We start from the raw sequence: 20174 nt of genomic DNA on the forward strand, positions 1-20174 counted from the left end.
CAACGTTTTATATCTTCTGTTTTAACAATAAGTCCATCCGAATGGATGGCCTTATTGCATGTAAACCTTTTATAGCATTAGAGTTGTCTCTTGGTTTTAATATCTGAAGAGAATAACATAAATGCGTTCTACTTAAGGCATTAATGCAATCATGCGTAAAAATATAATAATTGTGGGCGGTGGTTTTTTTGGTATGTACCTCGCTGAGCAATTTTCTCTTTTAGGGCATGGAGTGAAACTTTTCGAAAAAGAGAAGAATTACATGTCCCGCGCATCATATAACAACCAGGCGCGTGTGCATAATGGCTACCACTACCCCAGAAGTATTTTGACTGCTTTACGTTCACGTATCTCTTTCCCACGTTTTGTTGATGAATTCCGTGACTGCATTGATTCCGACTTTGATAAATACTATTTAATCAGCGAAATGTTAGGAAAAGTGTCTGCCAGCCAGTTTCGCATGTTCTGTGACCGCATTGGTGCTGATTGTGATTATGCGCCAGCGAAAATCCAGAACATGGTAAATCCAAAAATGATTAATGCCTGTTTTACGGTTAAAGAATTTGCGTTCGATGCCTTCAAGCTCCGTGAACTTATGTTAAAGAGGCTGGATAGTTCAAATGCTGAATTCTACTGCGGCTATTCCGTTGATAAAATCGAAAAATTGGAAAATGGCATTAAAACTCAGGTCAGAGATATAATCTCCGGTGAAGTGCAAGAATATGTTGCTGACCACGTGTTCAATTGCACTTATTCACATCTGAATTATCTTCTGGATAATTCAGGGATTGAACTGATCCCCTTGAAGCACGAGATGACCGAAATGTGCCTGGTTGATGTGCCGGAAGTGTGCAAAAAAGCTGGTTTTACCATCATGTGTGGCCCGTTTTTCTCCGTGATGCCATTCCCATCCGTTGGATTGCATTCATTTAGTCACGTGCGTTATACACCTCATTATGAGTGGCACGATAAGCCCGGTGAAAAGTACCTCGATTCACATGCGAAATTTGATTCCGATACGAGAACTAGTGCCTGGAAATATATGATTAAAGATGCCTCACGTTACATGCCAATTTTGAGTGAGTGCCGTTATGAGCGTTCTCTGTGGGAAGTGAAGACGCTTCTCCCACGCAGTGAAACAGATGATTCCCGCCCGATTCTCTTTAGACCGAATCATGGAATGCAGGGTTTTCACTGTATTATGGGGGGCAAAATAGATAACGTATACGATGCCTTTGAAGCTATTAAAAATATGAACGTTATTTAAAAATTTAGAGACTACACAAGTGAAAAGTGAATCTTTTGTTTCGGTCGTTTTAAATACGCACGACCTATCGAATGAATTAACAAATAAATTGCAGCAGATCCAGTCCTTACTCGACGATAATTATACCGACTACGAAATTTTAATTGTTTCTAAAGGACCATATCGTGATGTGCCAAGAACCTCTGCGATCGACAATATTTTACAAACTATTCCAAGCGTGCGTTTCCTGCAACTGTCGGGCTGTGTTCATGATGATGTGGTGTGGGCTGCAGGTCTTGAGAATGCGATTGGAGACTTTGTGATTCTATATGATCATCTGACGGATCCTGTTGATATCATTCATCGTGCCGTGGAAGAGTGTAAGTCCGGCTCCGATGTCGTTGTAGGTGTCTCAACCCAGTCTCTTCCGTGCGCGTACCGCATTATGCGTGATACGGCATCGCGTATTTTAAAAGCGATCGATTACCATATCCCTAAAAACTCAACAGGTTTTCGTTGTCTCAGTCGCCGTGCGGTGAATGCGGTAACGGACACTGGTCGTTTTCACCACCAGTTCTATATGCGCATTCAGAAAACGGGCTATCCCGCCAGTGAACTGACTTATCAGCCTGTTAGTGAAACGCATGTTAAGCGTTCTATCACATACGGTTTTCGCAATTTAGTGCGTCTGATGGTCTTTAACTCTTCTCGTCCGTTGCGCTGGATGTCAATTGTTGGCACAGTAGGTAGCCTAAGTGCGCTGCTTTTTGCGGTTTATAGTATTATCGTGAATCTAATCAATGGCCATGTTGTGGAGGGTTGGACCACCACGGTTTTGTTTATGTCCATTCTGTTTATGCTGCAGTTTATTATGTTGGCTTTTTTCGGGGAATATCTCAGCCGTTTGCTGGATGACCGAAGTGAACAGGCAGCATATTCCGTCGTGTTTGAGAAAAATAGTGCTGTCATGGTTAACCAGGACCGCGTTAATGTGCTAAATGATGCGACTGTCGAAAAGGCTAATCTGGTGCAAACCGGACGCGACCGCTAAATACTGGAGAGATCATGACTAAGGCTTTGATTGGTTATACCGGGTTTGTAGGCACGACGCTCTTAAAGCAAACCAAATTTGACGATTTTTACCGTTCTACGAATATTAATGATATTAAGGGTAAAAAATTTGATCTGGTTGTCTGTGCCGGTGCGCCAGCGAAAAAATGGATCGCAAATGCTGATCCCAAAGGCGATCAGGAAATTATTGATTCGCTGATTGACTGCCTGGATAGTATTGAGTGTAAAACATTTATCCTCATCAGTACGGTGGATGTATTCAAATCACCCAATGGCGTTGATGAGAATTCCGTGATCGATACGCAGGAACTGCATGCCTATGGTCTGAATCGCTATCGGCTTGAGCAATTTGTTTCAAAGCGGTTCCAACAGCATCTAATAGTCAGACTTCCTGGTTTAGTTGGTCCGGGGCTACGTAAGAATATTATTTTTGATTTTCTTAATGAGAATAACGTTGAGAAAATCGAAAGCCGTAGCATCTTTCAATTCTATCCTATGGTGAACCTTTGGTTCGATATTAAGATTGCGCTTGAGAACAAAATTAATCTTGTTCACCTGACGGCAGCCCCGGTTTCGGTTGCGAAAATTGCTCGAGATGGTTTCAATATTAATTTTGATGTGCAGCAGGCCGCACAACCTGTTACCTATGATATGCGCAGCGTGTATGGCCCACTGTATGGGGGCAGTGAGCATTACCAATATTCGGTGAAAGACACGGTGCAGGCTGTCAGACATTATGCGCAATCAGAGCCCCAAAAAATGCAGGAATATAATAAATGAGAATATCAATCTCCAACCTTGCTTGGGACGTTAAAGAAGATCTAGAAGTTGCTAATTTATTGAACTTATTTAACGTTGATGCGATTGATATTGCACCAGGTAAATATTTCCCGGAACCTGCTAGCGCGTCAATAGCAGATATTCATGCAGTTAAAGATTGGTGGCAGGAGCGAGGCATTGACATCATTGGCATGCAGGCACTGTTATTTGGTACTACAGGTCTGAATGTATTTGGTAGTGAATCTATCCAGAAAAAACTACTCGATCACTTGGCTGCAGTTTGCCGTATTGGAGCAGGACTAGGGGCTTCGCGACTGGTATTCGGTTCGCCCAAAAATCGGGATTGTTCTGGTCTATCAGTTAGCCAGGTGCGGGAGATATCTCGATTGTTTTTTCGTCAGCTTGGCGATATCGCCGCTGACTATGGAGTTATTGTTTGTCTTGAGCCAAATCCGATTGTTTACGGTGCAAACTTTATGACAACCAGCCTCGAAACCTGCAATGTTGTTAATGACATTGATCATCCAGCGATCAAAATGCAGCTTGATACCGGGGCGGTTATTATCAATCAGGAAGATATTTATGCTGTGGTGACACAAGCAAAAGATGTGATTGGTCATGTGCATATCAGTGAAGCGCAGCTTGCGCCACCTGGGGATACTTATTCGCACCATGAGGATATTGCTGCGCTAATCACATCTCAATTGCCTGCGCATCCTGCCACAATTGAAATGCTGGCAACCCAAAACGAGCCACATTTAGTTTCTATTCGTCGCGCGCTTCAACTCGTGACTTCTCTTTATCGTTAATAAGGTGCATTTACCTTGAAATGGTTAATTCTTATTCTGGGCATTGCATGTAATGCCTCGGCTAGCGTTCTGATCAAAATGGCAATGATGCCTCCGCGTAAATTTCCTTCCTTCGCGGATCCGTTTGCGTCGTTGAGTAACTGGCCTTTCTGGCTGGGTTTGGCACTTTATGGTGGGGCATTCTTATTCTATGCTGCGGCATTAGCCGTTTTCCCTTTGAATATTGCACATCCCGTTTTGACAACCGGAGCGGTTGCCGCAGTGGCGGTTTTATCCGTCCTTGTTTTTAATGAAACCTTCCACTGGACGACTATTGCTGGCGTGGTATTTGTCATCGTCGGTGTAGCGCTAATTACCTCAAAGGCTGCTTAATAATGGATTTATCGATGAAAAATGAAAAAAATTGGGAAGTCCCAGCTTGCGATATCACCTTGTGGACTAATAAAAAGCATGAAGCATGTGTAGTGATCCCGGTTATTAATGAAGGTAACCGAATCCTCAGTCTGCTCACGAAAATGAGTAATCTGAAAATTAATGATATCGCTGATATTATTATCGTCGATGGTGGTAGTACTGATGGCTCCCTTGAAAAAAAACGATTGCTATCTCTAGGGGTTTCTGGATTGATACTTAAAACAGGCCCAGGAAAGCTGAGTGCGCAATTACGTTGTGGTTATGCGTTTGTGCTTGAGCAGGGATATAAGAATATCATTACTATTGACGGTAATGACAAAGATGATCCTTCACCGATTCCTGAATTCCTCAACGCCCTGGAAAAAGGCTATGATTTTGTCCAGGCTTCGCGTTTTGTTAATGGTGGCGTTGCGGTGAATACACCAAAATCACGTGACTTCGCGATTAAATATATTCACGCACCGGCCCTAAGTTTAGCATCAGGGTTTCACTGGACCGATACCACACAAGGATTTCGTGCCTACAGCAGTAGATTGCTGTTAGATGAACGTGTAGCACCTTTCCGTAATGTTTTTATGACCTATGAACTGTTAGCCTATCTTTCCTATATTGCACCAAAATTAGGTTTTCGCTGTATTGAACTTCCAACCTCCCGTATTTATCCAAATGGAGAAGTGCCAACTAAAATTAGTAGCTTTAATGGGAATCTGAGTGTTTTGACAATCCTTTTCAAAGCTTGTTTAGGACGCTACAATTATAATCGGTGAAACTAATTAAATACGTTTATTTTTTAGAGGGTTTATTATATTTATAATATATTGTTAGTTGGTCCGCATTATGAATATTTTTGGTTTTCCCGTGAAAGTGTAAAAATTGAAGTTGTTTTTATATTATATTTATAGGTATGGTGCTGTGTTCAGCTTATGCATTTTATCTGGGGTGAATAAGTCCTGATTTTGTCTTTCAATATGACAATGCAGTTTCAGGTCGTGATAATTCATGGCATCCAGTGATTATGGCTTGGTGATGGCGAATCCTAGGTAATATAACAGATGGTCCAAGGTTATTTTTAGTTCAAGGTTTAATGCTGTTTGGGATTGGATCCTATTTCATTGTTGAGTTGTTATTAAAATATATCGGTTGGGGTGGTATAATTTTTCAGTTATAGGTTTTTTTTTGGGGTCTTTTTCCATGAAATTGTATAAAAGAGTATGTTCTTTGGTAATGTAATTATTTCGCCATGTGTATTTTCCGTTATCACAATTTCGCTATCTATATAGTGGTTATTAGTTTTGGTAATTAAGTTTTTCAATAATTCTGCGCTATTGCTGAACATGAATGTAGGTTTTTATAAGCCCGGACCTAAGTGTCTGGGTTTTTTTTGCCTAAATTCTTATTGATTTTAATTTTTTCCTTAATATTAACTTAATAATTGAGGTCTATAGTAATGAAGTAAATCTGAATTGTGCTGTCTTTCATTGACACTTCATCAACTCAGACGTTACAACTTTTAATACATGTCATGATGATACAAACATGATGAGCAAAAGTTAACACTGAGATAATGAAATGAAAATCACCATTTCTGGTACCGGATATGTTGGCCTGTCAAATGGTATTCTGATTGCTCAGAACCACGAGGTGGTCGCCCTGGATATCATCCAGACGAAAGTTGAGATGCTAAATCAGAAACAATCTCCGATTGTGGATAAAGAGATCGAAGAGTATTTGACGACCAAGTCGCTAAATTTTCGTGCAACGACTGATAAGTATGATGCCTACTGCGATGCGGACTACGTTATTATCGCCACACCAACAGATTATGATCCAAAGACTAATTACTTTAATACCTCAAGTGTCGAGGCTGTTATTCGCGACGTGGTTGCAATTAATCCAGATGCAGTAATGGTAATTAAGTCTACCATCCCGGTAGGTTTTACTAATTCTATTAAAGAAAAACTGGGTACCAGCAATATTTTCTTTTCCCCAGAATTCCTGCGTGAGGGTAAAGCACTATACGACAACTTGCACCCATCTCGTATTGTCATTGGCGAGCGTTCAGAACGCGCCGAGCGTTTTGCTGCTCTGCTACAGGAAGGGGCACTTAAGAAAGATATTCCGACCCTATTTACCGACTCGACCGAAGCCGAAGCTATCAAGCTATTCGCCAATACCTATCTGGCGCTGCGCGTGGCCTACTTTAATGAGCTGGACAGCTACGCTGAGACTCTGGGCCTGAACTCACGACAGATTATTGAAGGGGTATGCCTGGATCCGCGTATTGGCAACCACTACAACAACCCGTCATTTGGCTACGGCGGCTACTGTCTTCCGAAGGATACCAAGCAACTGCTGGCCAACTATGAATTGGTGCCGAATAACATAATCGGTGCTATCGTCGATGCTAATCGTACTCGTAAAGACTTTATTGCCGAATCTATTCTCGCGCGCAAGCCGAAGGTGGTGGGAGTTTATCGCCTGATTATGAAGTCGGGTTCGGATAATTTCCGCGCGTCCTCCATTCAAGGGATCATGAAGCGTATTAAGGCCAAGGGTATCACGGTAATCATTTATGAACCGGTGATGCAGGAAGATGAGTTTTTTAACTCCCGCGTAGTGCGCGACATTGAAGCCTTTAAGCAGGAAGCAGACGTGATTATCTCCAACCGCATGGCGGAAGAGCTGGCGGACGTGGAAGATAAAGTGTATACCCGCGATCTGTTTGGTAATGATTAAACGTTAGTTTTTGTACCGTTCCCGGCGACGCTTCGCTTGGCCGGGCTACGATAGAAAAAGCCCTCATGAGGGCTTCTTTTTTTAAGCCTTATAAAACTCGCGATTCTGTAAATAGACCCGTTTTAGTTCCATGCTTTTTTGAGATCCTAGCCAAATAATGGTGTTGTCGACAGCCTTCCTGGATGTTGAAGTGACCTACGAGGGTTGCCTGTGCTTAGGCGTGGGGATTCTCCAATGAATAACGTACGTCGGCTTGTGCCGCAAGATGGATGACGCGATCGAACTGTGCTTCGGCGGACAACGCAGCCATGTCGGCGTTATCGTCGAGATTCATTTTCACAAAACGGGCCCAGACGCGCCTGCTTCAGTCTAACATCGCAATCTGTCATTTAGGTTATCGAAAGGAAGACTAAAGAAAACCCGGCGCGATGTCCGGGTTGGGGAAGGGGATTACTGATGTCTTTTGCGTAAATTCTCAATCACCGTCGTCAGATCCAGGTCCTGATCCTGCAGCAGAACCAGCAGGTGATACATCAGATCAGAGGCTTCATTGGTCAGTTCGAAACGATCGTTCACGGTTGCGGCCAGCGCGGTCTCTACGCCTTCTTCGCCTACCTTCTGGGCAATACGTTTAGTGCCGCTGGCATACAGCTTCGCAGTGTAGGAGCTTGCCGGGTCAGCGGTTTTACGTTCGGCCAGTAGTTGCTCCAGTTGATACAGGAACAGCCATTGGTGGCTGGCATCGCCAAAGCAGCTTGAGGTGCCTTTATGGCAGGTCGGGCCAATCGGGTTAACCAGTACCAGCAGGGTGTCGTTGTCGCAGTCGGGCGCGATGCTCACCACGTTCAGGAAGTGACCGGAGGTTTCACCCTTGGTCCACAGGCGCTGTTTGGTCCGCGAGAAAAAGGTCACTTTGCCGCTTTCAAGCGTTTTATCCAGTGCTTCCGGGTTCATATAACCCAGCATTAGTACCTCACCGGAAACCGCATGCTGCACGATGACTGGCATCAGTCCGTCGGTTTTTTCCCAGTCCAGCTCGCGGCATTGTTGCTTCGTTAACATATCCTGATCTCCACGCCCTGTGTTGCCAGGTACGCTTTTAATTCGCCAATATTAATAATTTGCTTGTGAAAGACGGAAGCGGCAAGCGCGCCGTCAACGTCGGCGTCCCGGAAGGCTTCAAGGAAGTGTTCCATGGTGCCCGCGCCGCCGGAGGCAATCAGCGGTACGTGGCACACGTCGCGCACTTTTTTCAGTTGCTCCAGATCGTAGCCGTTACGCACGCCGTCCTGGTTCATCATGTTCAGGACGATTTCACCCGCGCCGCGCTTCTGTACTTCCTGCACCCAGTCCAGCGTTTCCCACTGCGTGACGCGGGTACGGCTTTCATCCCCGGTATATTGATTAACATGATATTTGCCGGTTTCAGCGTCATACCAGGTATCAATGCCTACCACGATACACTGCACGCCGAAGCGGTCCGCCAGGCGGGTGATAAGCTCCGGTTCAGCCAGCGCCGGGGAGTTGATAGAGATTTTATCCGCCCCGAAGGAGAGGATGCGCGCCGCATCGACGATGGATTTAATGCCACCGGCAACGCAGAACGGAATATCGATCACTTCCGCCACGCGAGATACCCAGCTTTTATCCACTACGCGGCCATCGCTGGAGGCGGTGATATCGTAGAACACCAGTTCATCTGCGCCTTCATCGGCATAGCGTTTTGCCAGCGGGACAATGTCGCCAATAATCTCGTGATTGCGAAACTGGACGCCTTTTACCACCTGCCCATCACGAACGTCCAGACAAGGAATTATGCGTTTTGCCAGCATTGAATGGCCTCCTCAACGGTGAACTTACCTTCCAGCAGGGCGCGTCCGACGATCACGCCGCGTACGCCGGTTCCACGCAGGGCTGCTACGTCCTCGATCCCTCCAATGCCGCCAGATGACTGGAATGCTACCTGCTGATATTTGGCGCACACTTCTTCATAAAGCGCGACGTTTGAGCCAGCCAGCGTGCCGTCGCGGGAGATATCGGTGCACAGCACGTGCTTCAGGCCGACGGGTAAATAGGTCTCAACCAGTTCTTCCAGAGAAACCCCGGAATCTTCCTGCCAGCCGCTAACCGCTACCTGTTTATTACCGCGCTTGTCAATACGAACGTCCAGCGCCAGTACCAGCGCGTCGGCGCCAAAACGGGCAAACCAGCTCTTGACTACCTCGGGGGATTTTACTGCCGTCGAACCTACCACCACGCGCGCCACCCCTGCGTCAAGCAGCGCCGCAACGTCCGATTCAGTGCGCACGCCACCGCCAACCTGTACCGGAACATTGACACCAGCGACCAGCGTTTTAATCAGTGGGATCTGCCGCTGCGCCGGGTCTTTCGCGCCAGTTAAATCAACCAGGTGCAGTACTTCGGCACCCTGAGCTGCGTAATCCTGTAAACGGGGGAGAGGATCGTTGCCATAATCACGTTGCGTTGCGTAATCGCCCTGATGAAGACGCACCACCGTGCCGTCGATTAAATCTAATGCCGGAATAATCATTACATCTCCAGAAAGTTTTTCAGCAACTGCGCCCCAGCCGCGCCCGAGCGTTCAGGGTGAAACTGCACGCCAAAGAAATTGTCCTTTTGTACTGCCGCGGTAAACGGTTCGCCGTAATGGCACTGGGCAATGGTCCACGGGTTCACCGGCATAGCATAGCTGTGTACAAAGTAGAAATATGCGCCATCTTCAATGCCCTGGAACAGACGATTTCCTGCCTGCGGATAGACGCGATTCCAGCCCATATGCGGCAGTGGCAGACCGAAATCGGTCATCTTCGGAACGTCCTGCTCAATAATGCCCAACAGAGAGACACCGTTACTCTCTTCGCTGCGGCGGCCAAGCAGTTGCATGCCTAAGCAGATCCCCAGTACCGGTTGCGTACAGGCTTTAATCAGTTCAATCAGTTCACGCTCGTGCAACTGGTCCATAGCCGCCTGGGCGGTACCGACGCCCGGCAGAAACAGTTTATCGGCACGTAGCACCACGTCCGGGTCACGGCTGACAACAGGGTCGTATCCATGGCGTGCGACGGCGGATTTCACCGAGTGCAGATTGGCGCAGCCGGTATCAAGGATCACCACGTTCATTACAGCACTCCTTTTGAGGAGGGCAGCGTATCGCCTTCTACGCGAATAGCCTGACGCAGCGTACGACCAAAGGCTTTAAACAGGCTCTCCACACGGTGGTGGTCATTTTTCCCTTTGGTTTTCAGGTGCAAGGTGACACCCATGGTGTAAGAGAGTGAACGGAAGAAGTGTTCAATCATCTCTGTGCTCAGATCGCCAACGCGCTGGTAGGTAAACTCCGCGCGGTATTCCAGGTGCGGACGCCCCGAGATATCCAGCGCGCAACGTGCCAGGCACTCGTCCATCGGCAGCACAAAACCAAAACGGTTGATACCGCGTTTATCGCCTAATGCCAGCTTTAAGGCTTCACCCAGCGCCAGACCGGTATCTTCAACGGTGTGGTGATCGTCAATATACAGATCGCCTTTGACGGCAATCTCCATGCGAAAACCGCCGTGGGTAGCGATTTGATCCAGCATGTGGTCAAAGAAGCCAACGCCGGTATTGATTTTGCTACGGCCTTCGCGGTCCAGCCAGACTTTGACGTCAATCTGCGTCTCTTTGGTATTGCGCTCAACGTGCGCGTAGCGGTCTCTTTTGGTCAACTGTTCGCCGATCATCGCCCAGTTCAGGGTGTCACGGTGGTAGCGTAATCCGCTAATGCCCATGTTTTCTGCGAGCTGAATATCGGTCGCCCGATCACCAATGACGTAGCTGTTTGCCACATCCATGGCCTGTTCAACCAGATACTGCTCAACCAGTTTCATTTTTGGCTTACGGCAATCACACGCGTCCGCTGGCAGGTGCGGGCAGATCAGCACCTCATCAAACGCGACGCCCTGAGAGGTGAAAATTTGCATCATCAGGTTATGCGGACCGTCAAAATCGGCCTGCGGGAAGCTCTGCGTACCGAGTCCATCCTGGTTAGTAATCATCACCAGCTTAAAGCCGGCTTTTTGCAGCTTCAGCAAAACGGGAACGACGTCCGGCTCGAAGGCGAGTTTGTCAAAGCGATCGACCTGAAAGTCACTTGGCGGTTCGGAAATCAGGGTTCCATCACGGTCAATAAAAAGATACTTCTGGCTCATACTTGCTCCGCACGTAAGGCGTCAATGACGCGCTGGCTCTCTTCGCGGGTTCCGACAGTAATTCGCAGGCAGCCGCTTAATGAAGGTTGTTTATTCTGATCTCGTAAGATAATGCCCTGATCCCACAAAGATTTAAATACGCTGCTTGATGCGGTGAAGCGCGCCAGAACATAGTTGGTTTCAGAGTCGAAAACCTGCTCTACACAGCGAATGGTTTTCAGATTCTCCACCAGATACTGACGCTCTTGCAGGATCTGCTCTACGCGTTGGCGCATGGCGGAAATCCCTTGTGGCGTCAGCGCCTGGGCGGCAATATCCGCTACCGGGGTAGAAAGCGGGTAGGGAGCAATCACCTTTAACAGTAGATTGATAACCTCTTCATTCGCCAGCGTAAATCCGCAGCGTAAACCGGCGAGAGCAAACGCTTTGGACAGCGTGCGTAATACTGCCAGATGCGGATACTCAGACAGCCAGCCTGCCAGCGTAGCCTGCGGACAAAACTCAATATAGGCCTCATCAGCGACCACGATGGCTTTACCCTGCGTCATTTCGAGCAGTGAACGTAGGTCCTGCGGATTTATCAGCTGGCCGGTTGGGTTATTGGGGCTGCATACGTAGACCACTTTCACGCCATCAAGCTTGTCCGCGATGCCTTGTAAATCCAGCTGCCAGTTATCCAGGGTCGGGACGGTGCGGCATTCAACGCCAATCGTTTCGGCGCTGACGCTGTACATGCCGTAAGTCGGCGGACAGTAGAGAATTGCATCTTTACCGGGTTCGCAAAAAGCGCGCACCAGCAGTTCGATCCCTTCATCTGCGCCGCGGCTGACCAGCACCTGCTCTGGTTTGACGCCAGCATATTGCGCGTAATTCTCAATTACGGCTTTCGGCTGACACTCCGGATAGCGGTTCAGCGTCTGCTGGCGTAGCTGGAACTCAACGGCGGTTGGGTACTCATTCGCGTTGAGCCACACGTCCCCGTTACCGCCAAGACGACGGGCAGACTGATAGGGCGTTAACTCGCGAACATTCTTACGGGCTAAATCAGTGACGCTGAGAAAGTTGTCAGTGCTCATGCTTGCTCCTTCAGGGCGTTAACGCGCAGGGTGACGGCATTTTTGTGGGCAGTCAGTCGTTCAGCAGCGGCCAGTGTTTCAATGGTGGAGGCCAGGGCAGAGAAACCTTGGGGAGTTAATTCCTGTACCGTCATCCGTTTCTGGAAATCAGCCAGCCCAAGGCTTGAGCAGGTTGCGGTATAGCCGTAGGTCGGAAGAACGTGGTTGGTGCCGGAAGCATAGTCGCCAGCCGACTCAGGAGACCAGTCACCCAGGAAGACCGAACCAGCGCTGGTGATATCGTCAACCAGTTCACGCGCGTTACGGGTCTGAATAATCAGGTGCTCCGGGCCGTAGGCGTTAGAGATGGCCACGCATTGCTCAAGGTCTCTGGCGACGATCAGTCGACTGGCGGCGAGCGCCTGACGTGCGGTGTCGGCGCGGGAAAGCTCGGCAAGCTGGCGTTCAACGGCTTTAGCCACGCCTTCGGCCAGCGTAGCGTCTGGTGTCAGCAGGATAACCTGCGAGTCGGGGCCGTGTTCGGCCTGAGAGAGCAGGTCGGAAGCAACAAAGTCAGGCGTCGCGCCGCTGTCGGCAATAACCAGCACTTCAGACGGGCCCGCAGGCATGTCGATAGCCGCGCCGTCAAGACGTTGGCTGACCTGACGTTTGGCTTCGGTCACATACGCATTGCCTGGCCCGAAAATTTTATCGACCTTAGGAATAGACTCGGTACCCAGCGCCAGCGCGGCAATGGCCTGCGCGCCGCCCACGTTGAACACCTCTTTTACGCCACACAGTTGCGCGGCGTAGAGGATTTCATCGGCAATCGGCGGCGGTGAGCAGAGCACCACTTTTTTGCAGCCAGCGATACGCGCCGGGGTCGCCAGCATTAATACGGTCGAGAAGAGCGGTGCCGATCCCCCAGGAATATACAGGCCTACGGAGGCGATAGGGCGAGTAATCTGCTGGCAGCGCACGCCAGGCTGAGTTTCAATATCCACCGGCGGCAGAATTTGCGCGGTGTGGAACGCATCAATATTACGCACCGCCGCCCGCATGGCTTGTTTCAGCTCGTCGCTCAGGCGGCTACTGGCTTGCTGAATTTCTTCTTCGGTGACGCGCAGCGCGCCGACCTCGGTTTTGTCAAACTTCGCACTGTATTCACGCAGCGCCCGGTCGCCGTTATTTTTGACGTTCTCAAGAATCTCGGCCACCGTGCGGCTAATGCTTTCAGAGGCGGATATCGCCGGGCGCATCAGCAGTTCGCGCTGCTGCTCGGGGCTACAGCTATTCCAGTCGATCAGGGTATTGAAGCTCATGGCTATCACTCCATCATCTTCTCAATCGGCAGCACCAGAATGGAGCTGGCGCCGAGCGCTTTCAGTTTTTCCATCGTTTCCCAGAACAGGGTTTCGCTGCTGACCATGTGCATGGCTACGCGCTGCTGGTCACCCGCCAGTGGCAGAATGGTAGGGCGCTCAGCGCCTGGCAGCAGGGCGATGACTTCGTCCAGACGTTCGCTCGGCGCGTGCATCATGATGTATTTTGATTCACGAGCCTGAATAACCCCCTGAATACGGGTCAGCAGTTTGTCGATCAGTTGTTGCTTGGCTTCGGCCATTTCGCCGTCGCGCTGAATCAGGCAGGCTTTAGAGCGGTAAATCACTTCCACTTCACGCAGACCGTTGGCTTCAAGCGTGGCTCCGGTTGACACCAGATCGCAAATCGCATCAGCCAGACCTGCGCGGGGAGCGACTTCTACAGAGCCGTTTAACAGACAGGATTTAAACGACACCCCTTTTTGATCAAGATAACGTTTAAGCAGGTGTGGGTAAGAGGTAGCGATACGCTTACCGTTCAGCGCTGCCGGGCCATCCCAGGCTTCATCAACCGGGGTAGCCAGCGAAAGACGGCAGCCGCCGAAGTCCAGACGACGCAGGGTAAAATAGCGAGGATCTTCACCCTGTGCCCGGCGGTTGAGTAGTTCCTCTTCGAGAACGTTTTCCCCGATGATGCCGAGATCTACGACGCCGTCCATCACCAGACCCGGGATATCGTCATCACGCACGCGCAGAATATCGATCGGCATATTCTCAGCCATCGCGATCAGGCGCTGGGTGTGAAGATTAATTTTAATGCCGCAACGGGCCAGCAATTCGCGTGAATCATCGCTTAAACGACCTGATTTCTGCATAGCTATGCGTAAACGGGTGTTATCTAACATTCTTTATTCCTCGTTATCCTGTCTGAATCAGTTTGGGTCACGCACAAAAAAAGCCCCCGGAAGAAATCTTCCGGGGGCTTTCTCATACGCTCATGCACCGCTGGAAGATTTAAATGTCTCCCAGCACACATCACCTGAAAGACTAGTCAGGATGATGGTGATGATGGTGTTTGAATTGAGCGCGTGTCATAAATTTTCTCGATGAATGTTTATTCATTTGATGTCTTTTAACCTAAACCACTTTAGCTACGGAAAGCAAGGGCTTTTTTTGATCATTAATTCATTTCATATTGATACTATGAATTGTCAGTCACTGTGGGCTAGCGTAGCCTTGCGTTATAGGCCAAAAGTCAGGAGAGAAGGCATGAAAAAGGTCGCAATTGTCGGTTTAGGTTGGTTAGGCATGCCGTTAGCTATGTCGCTGGCGGCGAGAGGCTGGCAGGTTACCGGCAGCAAAACCACATTGGATGGGGTGGAAGCGGCCCGCATGAGTGGTATAGAGAGCTACTCGCTGCGCCTGGAGCCTGAACTGGTCTGTGAGACAGACGATCTCGACGCACTGATGGACGCCGACGTGCTGGTTATTACGCTACCTGCGCGCCGTAGCGGTCCGGGGGAGACATTTTACCTGCAGGCTATGCAGGAGCTGGTCGACAGTGCGCTGGCGTACCGTATCCCGCGGATTATTTTTACCAGTTCGACGTCGGTCTATGGCGATGCACAAGGCATCGTGAAAGAAGGGACTCCGCGTAACCAGGTCACGGCAAGTGGTCGCGTTTTGAAAGAACTTGAAGACTGGTTGCACAATTTACCCGGCACTTCGGTGGATATTTTGCGCCTGGCCGGACTTGTCGGCCCAGGAAGACATCCCGGTCGTTTTTTCGCTGGCAAGACGGCGCCAGATGGACACCATGGCGTCAATCTGGTGCATCTGGATGATGTGGTTTCCGCCATCTCTTTGCTGCTGCAAGCGCCAAAAGGGGGACACATCTATAATATATGTGCGCCTATGCATCCGGCGCGCAATGTGTTCTATCCACAGATGGCCCGCCAGTTGGGGATGGAGCCGCCGGAATTTCGTGGCAATGAGGATAACGGTAAAGGTAAAGTCATTGATGGCAACCGTATTTGTAACGAGCTTGGGTTTGAGTACCAGTATCCTGACCCGCTGGTGATGCCGATGGAGTGACAGACCAGCAGAGTGCCGCTGATACCGCCAGGGGGCGAGTATGAAACCACTGCTGGACGTTCTTATCATCCTCGATGCGTTGGAAAAAGAGGGCAGTTTCGCTGCGGCGTCGGCAAAATTGTTTAAGACGCCGTCTGCGCTGAGCTACACCGTCCATAAGCTGGAAAGCGATCTTAATATTCAGCTACTCGATCGCAGCGGACATCGGGCTAAGTTTACCCGTACCGGGCAGATGCTGCTGGAAAAGGGGCGGGAGGTGTTGCACACCGTCCGCGAACTCGAAAAGCAGGCGATTAAACTTCACGAAGGCTGGGAGAATGAACTGGTTATTGGCGTAGATGATACGTTTCCCTTTTCGCTGCTGGCCCCACTCATCGAATCTTTCTATCAACACCACAGTGTGACGCGCCTGAAATTTATCAATGGCGTGCTGGGCGGCTCCTGGGATGCCCTCACTCAGGGGCGGGCGGATATTATTGTCGGCGCCACACATGAGCCGCCTGCCGCGAGCGAATTTGGCTTTGCGCAGCTAGGGGTTCTGGAGCAGGTGTTTGTGGTTGCGTCGCATCATCCGCTGGCGCAGGAACAGGAGCCGTTGAATCGTCGCACTATTCGGCGTTTTCGCGCGATTGTGGTGGGCGACAATGCACAGCATGCCAACGTCTCCGGCTCCCAGGTGCTTGACGATCAGGAAGCCATCACCGTTTTTGACTTCAAAACCAAGCTGGAACTGCAAATCAGTGGTCTGGGATGCGGCTATATTCCGCGCTACCTGGCACAGCGATTTCTGGAAAGTGGCGCTCTGATTGAGAAAAAGGTGGTCGCACAAATTATCTTTGAACCTGTGTGGATAGGTTGGAATGAACAGACTGCCGGGTTGGCCAGTGCCTGGTGGCGGGATGAGATTTTAGCAAATAGTGCTATTGCGGGGGTGTATGTTAAAACGGCTGCTGATAAATCAATCAGTTAAGAAAAAATATTCTTTTGTAGTAGCTTCAATCTCTTGTTATTTCTCTCCAAATTAGTGCAAAATACGCCGCTTGCAAAAAATGACATTAACCGACGTTTTAATACGCGTCGGTTATTTTTTTGCATCAAACCAATCATTCATAAAAGAGGCCGGGCTTCGTACCGGATAGATACTTACTTAAAAATCGACAGTTGTTGTCGCTGAGGATTAACAAAAAATGGGGCAATTTTTTGCTTACGCGACGGTTTTCGCCGTAATGGGGGATAACCATGTCGCATAACGCTACTCCAAACACCTCTCGCGTGGAATTACGTAAAACGCTTACGCTGGTTCCGGTTGTCATGATGGGCCTTGCCTATATGCAGCCGATGACGCTGTTCGATACATTCGGTATCGTATCAGGAGTGACCGATGGTCACGTCCCGACAGCTTACGCCTTTGCACTGATCGCCATCCTCTTTACCGCACTGAGCTACGGTAAACTGGTGCGTCGCTATCCGTCTGCAGGCTCTGCCTACACTTATGCCCAGAAATCCATTAGCCCGACCGTTGGCTTTATGGTGGGTTGGTCATCACTGCTGGACTACCTGTTCGCACCGATGATCAACATTCTGTTGGCGAAAATTTATTTTGAAGCTCTGGTGCCGTCGATACCGTCATGGATATTCGTGGTGGCGCTGGTGGCCTTTATGACCGCCTTTAACCTGCGCAGTCTGAAATCTGTTGCGAATTTCAACACCGTCATCGTGTTGTTGCAGGTGGTGCTGATTGCAGTGATCCTCGGCATGGTCGTTTATGGCGTGTTCGAAGGGGAAGGTGCCGGTACGCTGGCGAGCAGCCGTCCGTTCTGGTCAGGTGATGCGCATGTGATCCCGATGATCACGGGAGCGACTATCCTGTGCTTCTCGTTCACCGGTTTTGACGGTATCAGCAACCTGTCTGAAGAGACCAAAGACGCTGAACGTGTGATCCCACGGGCGATTTTCCTGACCGCGCTGATTGGTGGCCTGATCTTTATCGTCTCCACCTATCTGTTGCAGCTGTACTTCCCGGATATCTCACGCTTCAAGGATCCGGACGCTTCGCAGCCGGAAATCATGCTGTATGTCGCTGGTAAGTTCTTCCAGGTCGGCGCGCTGATTTTCTCTACCATTACCGTACTGGCGTCAGGTATGGCGGCGCATGCAGGCGTAGCGCGTCTGATGTATGTGATGGGGCGTGACGGTGTGTTCCCGAAAAGTTTCTTCGGTTATGTCCACCCGAAATGGCGTACTCCGTCCATGAACATCATTCTGGTTGGTGCGATTGCTCTGCTGGCAATTAACTTCGACCTGGTGATGGCGACGGCGCTGATTAACTTCGGTGCGCTGGTGGCGTTTACCTTCGTTAACCTGTCGGTGATCTCCCAGTTCTGGATCCGTGAGAAGCGTAACAAGACGCTGAAAGACCACTTCCAGTATCTGTTCCTGCCAATGTGCGGTGCGCTGACCGTTGGTGCGCTGTGGGTGAACCTGGAAGAGAGTTCAATGGTTCTGGGTCTGATCTGGGCCGCTATTGGTCTGATTTACCTGGCTTGCGTGACCAAAAGCTTCCGTAACCCGGTGCCACAGTACGACGAAGATATCGCGTAATAACTGTATTTAGATAAAAAAAACCGGAGACATGTTCTCCGGTTTTTTTATACGTGGGAGTTATACAATCTCTTGCGCATACTGCCAGAGTGACTTCAGCAGCATCAGTTTCCCTTTGTTATCTGCATATTGCTGGCTCAGCATCTGCAATTCATTGGCGTAATTTTGCAAAAACTCCGGCGTGAATATTTGACGACGATGGTCCAGCCAGCGCTGCTGTTCGGCTTCATCCAGCGTTCCGGGGAAGTTACGTGCGCGGTAGTTAAACAGCAGCTTTTCAATGCGCTTATCGACAAAGGAGATATCCAGCGCCGGTAAATTGCGCGGCTCAGTTTCCAGAACGATTTTCATCGCGGCACGATCGGCATCGCTGAAAAAACCATTGTACAACTGTGCGTCTACGTTATCTGATGGCGTAAAGGGTTCCGCATCGGCGAAGATGGCCACCACTTTGTCGCGAACCTGCGGGTTTTCGCGCAGTATTTTGAGATTATCCAGACAATGCTGGCGGTTAATGCCAAGGCGATCGGCATCTTCCGGGCGCAAGGTATTCGCCTGTGCCAGTACCGGGCATTTGTTGATGTGCACCAGTTTAACCGGCACGGCTGGGTTATCTCCCAGATCAGCTTTAGCAGTGTAGAGCCGCTCACGCAGCGCGTCGCTGTCCAGTTCCAGCAGCGGTGAAATATCACCGGCTAAGTCGACCATAATCACCGCGTTGCGATTCTCAGGATGCCAGGCTAATGGCGCCACCCAACTGGTGTTGCCGCGCCATGCGCCGAACATCCCCGAAACATGGACCAGCGGCTTCATTTGCGGGACATCAATCAGTGCGGCCAGCTTGTGCTTATTGCGATGGCTGTAGAGATAATCAAACAGGCGCGGCTGGCGCGACTTCACTAATTGCGCCATGGCAATTGTGGCGTATACATCGGCCATCGCATCGTGGGCATTGGCATGTTCAATACCGTTGGCTTTGGTCAAATGCTCCAGGCGAAAGCTGGGTAAGCCGTCGTCGTTTTCCGGCCAGTTAATTCCTTCAGGACGCAGGGCATAACAGGCGCGCATCACATCCAGTAGATCCCAGCGTGAATTATCGTGCTGCCAGCTCCAGGCGTAGGGATCGTAGAAATTGCGATACAGGATGTTGCGCGTCACTTCATCATCGAAGCGCACGTTGTTATAGCCCAGGATACAGGTTTTCGGCACGGTGAACAGGGCGTGGATGCGCGCAGTAAAAGCGGCTTCATTTTCTCCTTTTTCACGCGCTTCCTGCGGTGTGATACCGGTTATCAGCACCGCCTCAGGCTGCGGCAGATAGTCGTCTGCGGGTTTGCAATAAAAGACTTCAGGTTCACCGATGATGTTGAAATCGCTATCTGTGCGGATAGCCGCAAATTGCGCGGGTCTGTCCAGCGCCGGATGGGTACCAAAGGTCTCGTAATCGTGAAAGAGAAAACCAGGTTGCTGCTTGCCGTCATTCATTGTTCAGTTATGTCCGGGATCAATTTAGCGCTCGTCCAAGAATACCAAAAAATAGCGAGGTAATCAGCAAAGCGATTATCAATGCTGAATGATGTACGCAATAAAATTGAGATGAACAGGATTTAATAGAATTGATTAATAAATTTTGCACTGTTAAGGGACATTACTGGAATAAATTTTCTGAAATCTATGAGCTGATAAATAATATAAATGAGAACCATTATTGTTATTTAGTGCTGATTTGTTGTGTTCTGGAAATTTTAAAATTCTTTTATAAACAATGGTTTTTTATTTTGGCGGTTAACTGCTCTATATTCTAATGAAATGTGAGTGAGGTTAAAAATTAATAATTT

Annotated in this window: 20 protein-coding genes, 2 pseudogenes and 1 other annotated feature; of the genes and pseudogenes, 11 read left to right on the forward strand and 11 right to left on the reverse strand. The window is 49.3% G+C overall.

Annotated features, from left to right (window positions below):
• Positions 1 to 151 precede the first annotated feature (151 nt).
• From OGV38_RS18950 to ugd, 7 genes are all read left to right on the forward strand, one after another.
• Positions 152 to 1267 carry an FAD-dependent oxidoreductase gene (locus tag OGV38_RS18950; protein ID WP_109017427.1) on the forward strand — a complete coding sequence of 372 codons (1116 nt, stop codon included), beginning with the start codon at positions 152 to 154 and terminating at the stop codon, positions 1265 to 1267.
• A 19-nt stretch (positions 1268 to 1286) separates the two neighbouring features.
• On the forward strand, positions 1287 to 2297 hold the full coding sequence (locus OGV38_RS18955; protein WP_109017428.1) for a glycosyl transferase family 2: 1011 nt from the start codon (positions 1287 to 1289) through the stop codon (positions 2295 to 2297).
• A gap of 14 nt (positions 2298 to 2311) precedes the next feature.
• A complete protein-coding gene (locus OGV38_RS18960; RefSeq protein ID WP_109017429.1) occupies positions 2312 to 3097 on the forward strand; it encodes an NAD-dependent epimerase/dehydratase family protein in 786 nt (261 codons plus the stop codon).
• Positions 3094 to 3906 (forward strand): sugar phosphate isomerase/epimerase family protein, encoded by an 813-nt coding sequence (locus OGV38_RS18965; protein ID WP_109017430.1) that lies wholly within the window; start codon positions 3094 to 3096, stop codon positions 3904 to 3906. Before OGV38_RS18960 ends, OGV38_RS18965 begins: the two co-directional genes overlap by 4 nt.
• Before the next feature lie 15 nt (positions 3907 to 3921).
• Entirely contained in the window at positions 3922 to 4278 is a 357-nt protein-coding gene (locus OGV38_RS18970) for an EamA family transporter (RefSeq protein WP_109017431.1), read from the forward strand.
• 14 nt (positions 4279 to 4292) lie between these two features.
• On the forward strand, positions 4293 to 5087 hold the full coding sequence (locus tag OGV38_RS18975) for a glycosyltransferase family 2 protein (protein ID WP_109017436.1): 795 nt from the start codon (positions 4293 to 4295) through the stop codon (positions 5085 to 5087).
• A gap of 802 nt (positions 5088 to 5889) precedes the next feature.
• Positions 5890 to 7056: a UDP-glucose 6-dehydrogenase gene (ugd, locus tag OGV38_RS18980; protein WP_181500253.1), complete on the forward strand. Its 1167-nt coding sequence runs from the start codon at positions 5890 to 5892 to the stop codon at positions 7054 to 7056.
• Positions 7057 to 7183: 127 nt separating this feature from the next.
• On the opposite strand, the pseudogene OGV38_RS25165 reads toward ugd, so the two are convergent.
• From OGV38_RS25165 to hisL, 10 genes and pseudogenes are all read right to left on the reverse strand, one after another.
• Positions 7184 to 7399: pseudogene (locus OGV38_RS25165) on the reverse strand (GDP-mannose 4,6-dehydratase); the annotation flags it as partial.
• Positions 7400 to 7506: 107 nt separating this feature from the next.
• Complete coding sequence (gene hisIE / locus OGV38_RS18990) at positions 7507 to 8118, reverse strand: bifunctional phosphoribosyl-AMP cyclohydrolase/phosphoribosyl-ATP diphosphatase HisIE (protein ID WP_000956425.1); 612 nt, start codon at positions 8116 to 8118, stop codon at positions 7507 to 7509.
• Positions 8112 to 8888: an imidazole glycerol phosphate synthase subunit HisF gene (gene hisF / locus OGV38_RS18995; protein WP_137379530.1), complete on the reverse strand. Its 777-nt coding sequence runs from the start codon at positions 8886 to 8888 to the stop codon at positions 8112 to 8114. The genes hisIE and hisF overlap by 7 nt, the downstream gene beginning before the upstream one ends.
• Positions 8870 to 9607, reverse strand: coding sequence for a 1-(5-phosphoribosyl)-5-[(5-phosphoribosylamino)methylideneamino]imidazole-4-carboxamide isomerase (gene hisA, locus OGV38_RS19000; RefSeq protein ID WP_137379529.1), 738 nt, complete (start codon positions 9605 to 9607; stop codon positions 8870 to 8872). The genes hisF and hisA overlap by 19 nt, the downstream gene beginning before the upstream one ends.
• Positions 9607 to 10197 (reverse strand): imidazole glycerol phosphate synthase subunit HisH, encoded by a 591-nt coding sequence (hisH, locus tag OGV38_RS19005; RefSeq protein WP_003030129.1) that lies wholly within the window; start codon positions 10195 to 10197, stop codon positions 9607 to 9609. Before hisH ends, hisA begins: the two co-directional genes overlap by 1 nt.
• Positions 10197 to 11264, reverse strand: coding sequence for a bifunctional histidinol-phosphatase/imidazoleglycerol-phosphate dehydratase HisB (gene hisB, locus OGV38_RS19010; RefSeq protein ID WP_016156894.1), 1068 nt, complete (start codon positions 11262 to 11264; stop codon positions 10197 to 10199). Before hisB ends, hisH begins: the two co-directional genes overlap by 1 nt.
• On the reverse strand, positions 11261 to 12340 hold the full coding sequence (hisC, locus tag OGV38_RS19015; protein ID WP_016156893.1) for a histidinol-phosphate transaminase: 1080 nt from the start codon (positions 12338 to 12340) through the stop codon (positions 11261 to 11263). Before hisC ends, hisB begins: the two co-directional genes overlap by 4 nt.
• Positions 12337 to 13641, reverse strand: a complete 1305-nt coding sequence (gene hisD, locus OGV38_RS19020) for a histidinol dehydrogenase (RefSeq protein ID WP_109017434.1) — start codon at positions 13639 to 13641, stop codon at positions 12337 to 12339. Before hisD ends, hisC begins: the two co-directional genes overlap by 4 nt.
• Before the next feature lie 5 nt (positions 13642 to 13646).
• The gene (hisG, locus tag OGV38_RS19025; RefSeq protein ID WP_003834191.1) at positions 13647 to 14546 is read right to left on the reverse strand and encodes an ATP phosphoribosyltransferase; all 900 of its coding nucleotides are present in this window, start codon (positions 14544 to 14546) and stop codon (positions 13647 to 13649) included.
• Between the two features lie 44 nt (positions 14547 to 14590).
• Positions 14591 to 14713: a sequence feature (His leader region), on the reverse strand.
• Positions 14689 to 14736, reverse strand: a complete 48-nt coding sequence (hisL, locus tag OGV38_RS19030) for a his operon leader peptide (protein WP_100250077.1) — start codon at positions 14734 to 14736, stop codon at positions 14689 to 14691. (Overlaps the previous feature by 25 nt.)
• 174 nt (positions 14737 to 14910) lie before the next feature.
• Between hisL and OGV38_RS19035 the strand changes: the two genes are divergently transcribed.
• From OGV38_RS19035 to plaP, 4 genes and pseudogenes are all read left to right on the forward strand, one after another.
• Positions 14911 to 15735, forward strand: a complete 825-nt coding sequence (locus tag OGV38_RS19035) for an SDR family oxidoreductase (protein ID WP_286474445.1) — start codon at positions 14911 to 14913, stop codon at positions 15733 to 15735.
• Positions 15736 to 15775: 40 nt separating this feature from the next.
• Positions 15776 to 16760 (forward strand): annotated as a pseudogene (locus OGV38_RS19040) (LysR substrate-binding domain-containing protein).
• A 162-nt stretch (positions 16761 to 16922) separates the two neighbouring features.
• On the forward strand, positions 16923 to 16985 hold the full coding sequence (gene yoeI / locus OGV38_RS24995) for a membrane protein YoeI (protein WP_099045591.1): 63 nt from the start codon (positions 16923 to 16925) through the stop codon (positions 16983 to 16985).
• Entirely contained in the window at positions 16975 to 18336 is a 1362-nt protein-coding gene (gene plaP, locus OGV38_RS19045; protein WP_286474448.1) for a putrescine/proton symporter PlaP, read from the forward strand. Before yoeI ends, plaP begins: the two co-directional genes overlap by 11 nt.
• Before the next feature lie 60 nt (positions 18337 to 18396).
• Here plaP and sbcB read toward each other — a convergent pair whose 3' ends face one another.
• The gene (gene sbcB, locus OGV38_RS19050) at positions 18397 to 19821 is read right to left on the reverse strand and encodes an exodeoxyribonuclease I (RefSeq protein WP_286474450.1); all 1425 of its coding nucleotides are present in this window, start codon (positions 19819 to 19821) and stop codon (positions 18397 to 18399) included.
• Between the last annotated feature and the right edge of the window lie 353 nt (positions 19822 to 20174).

Origin of the sequence: Citrobacter sp. Cb080 (assembly GCF_030334745.1) — a bacterium.
GTDB classification, from domain to species: Bacteria; Pseudomonadota; Gammaproteobacteria; order Enterobacterales; family Enterobacteriaceae; genus Citrobacter; species Citrobacter braakii.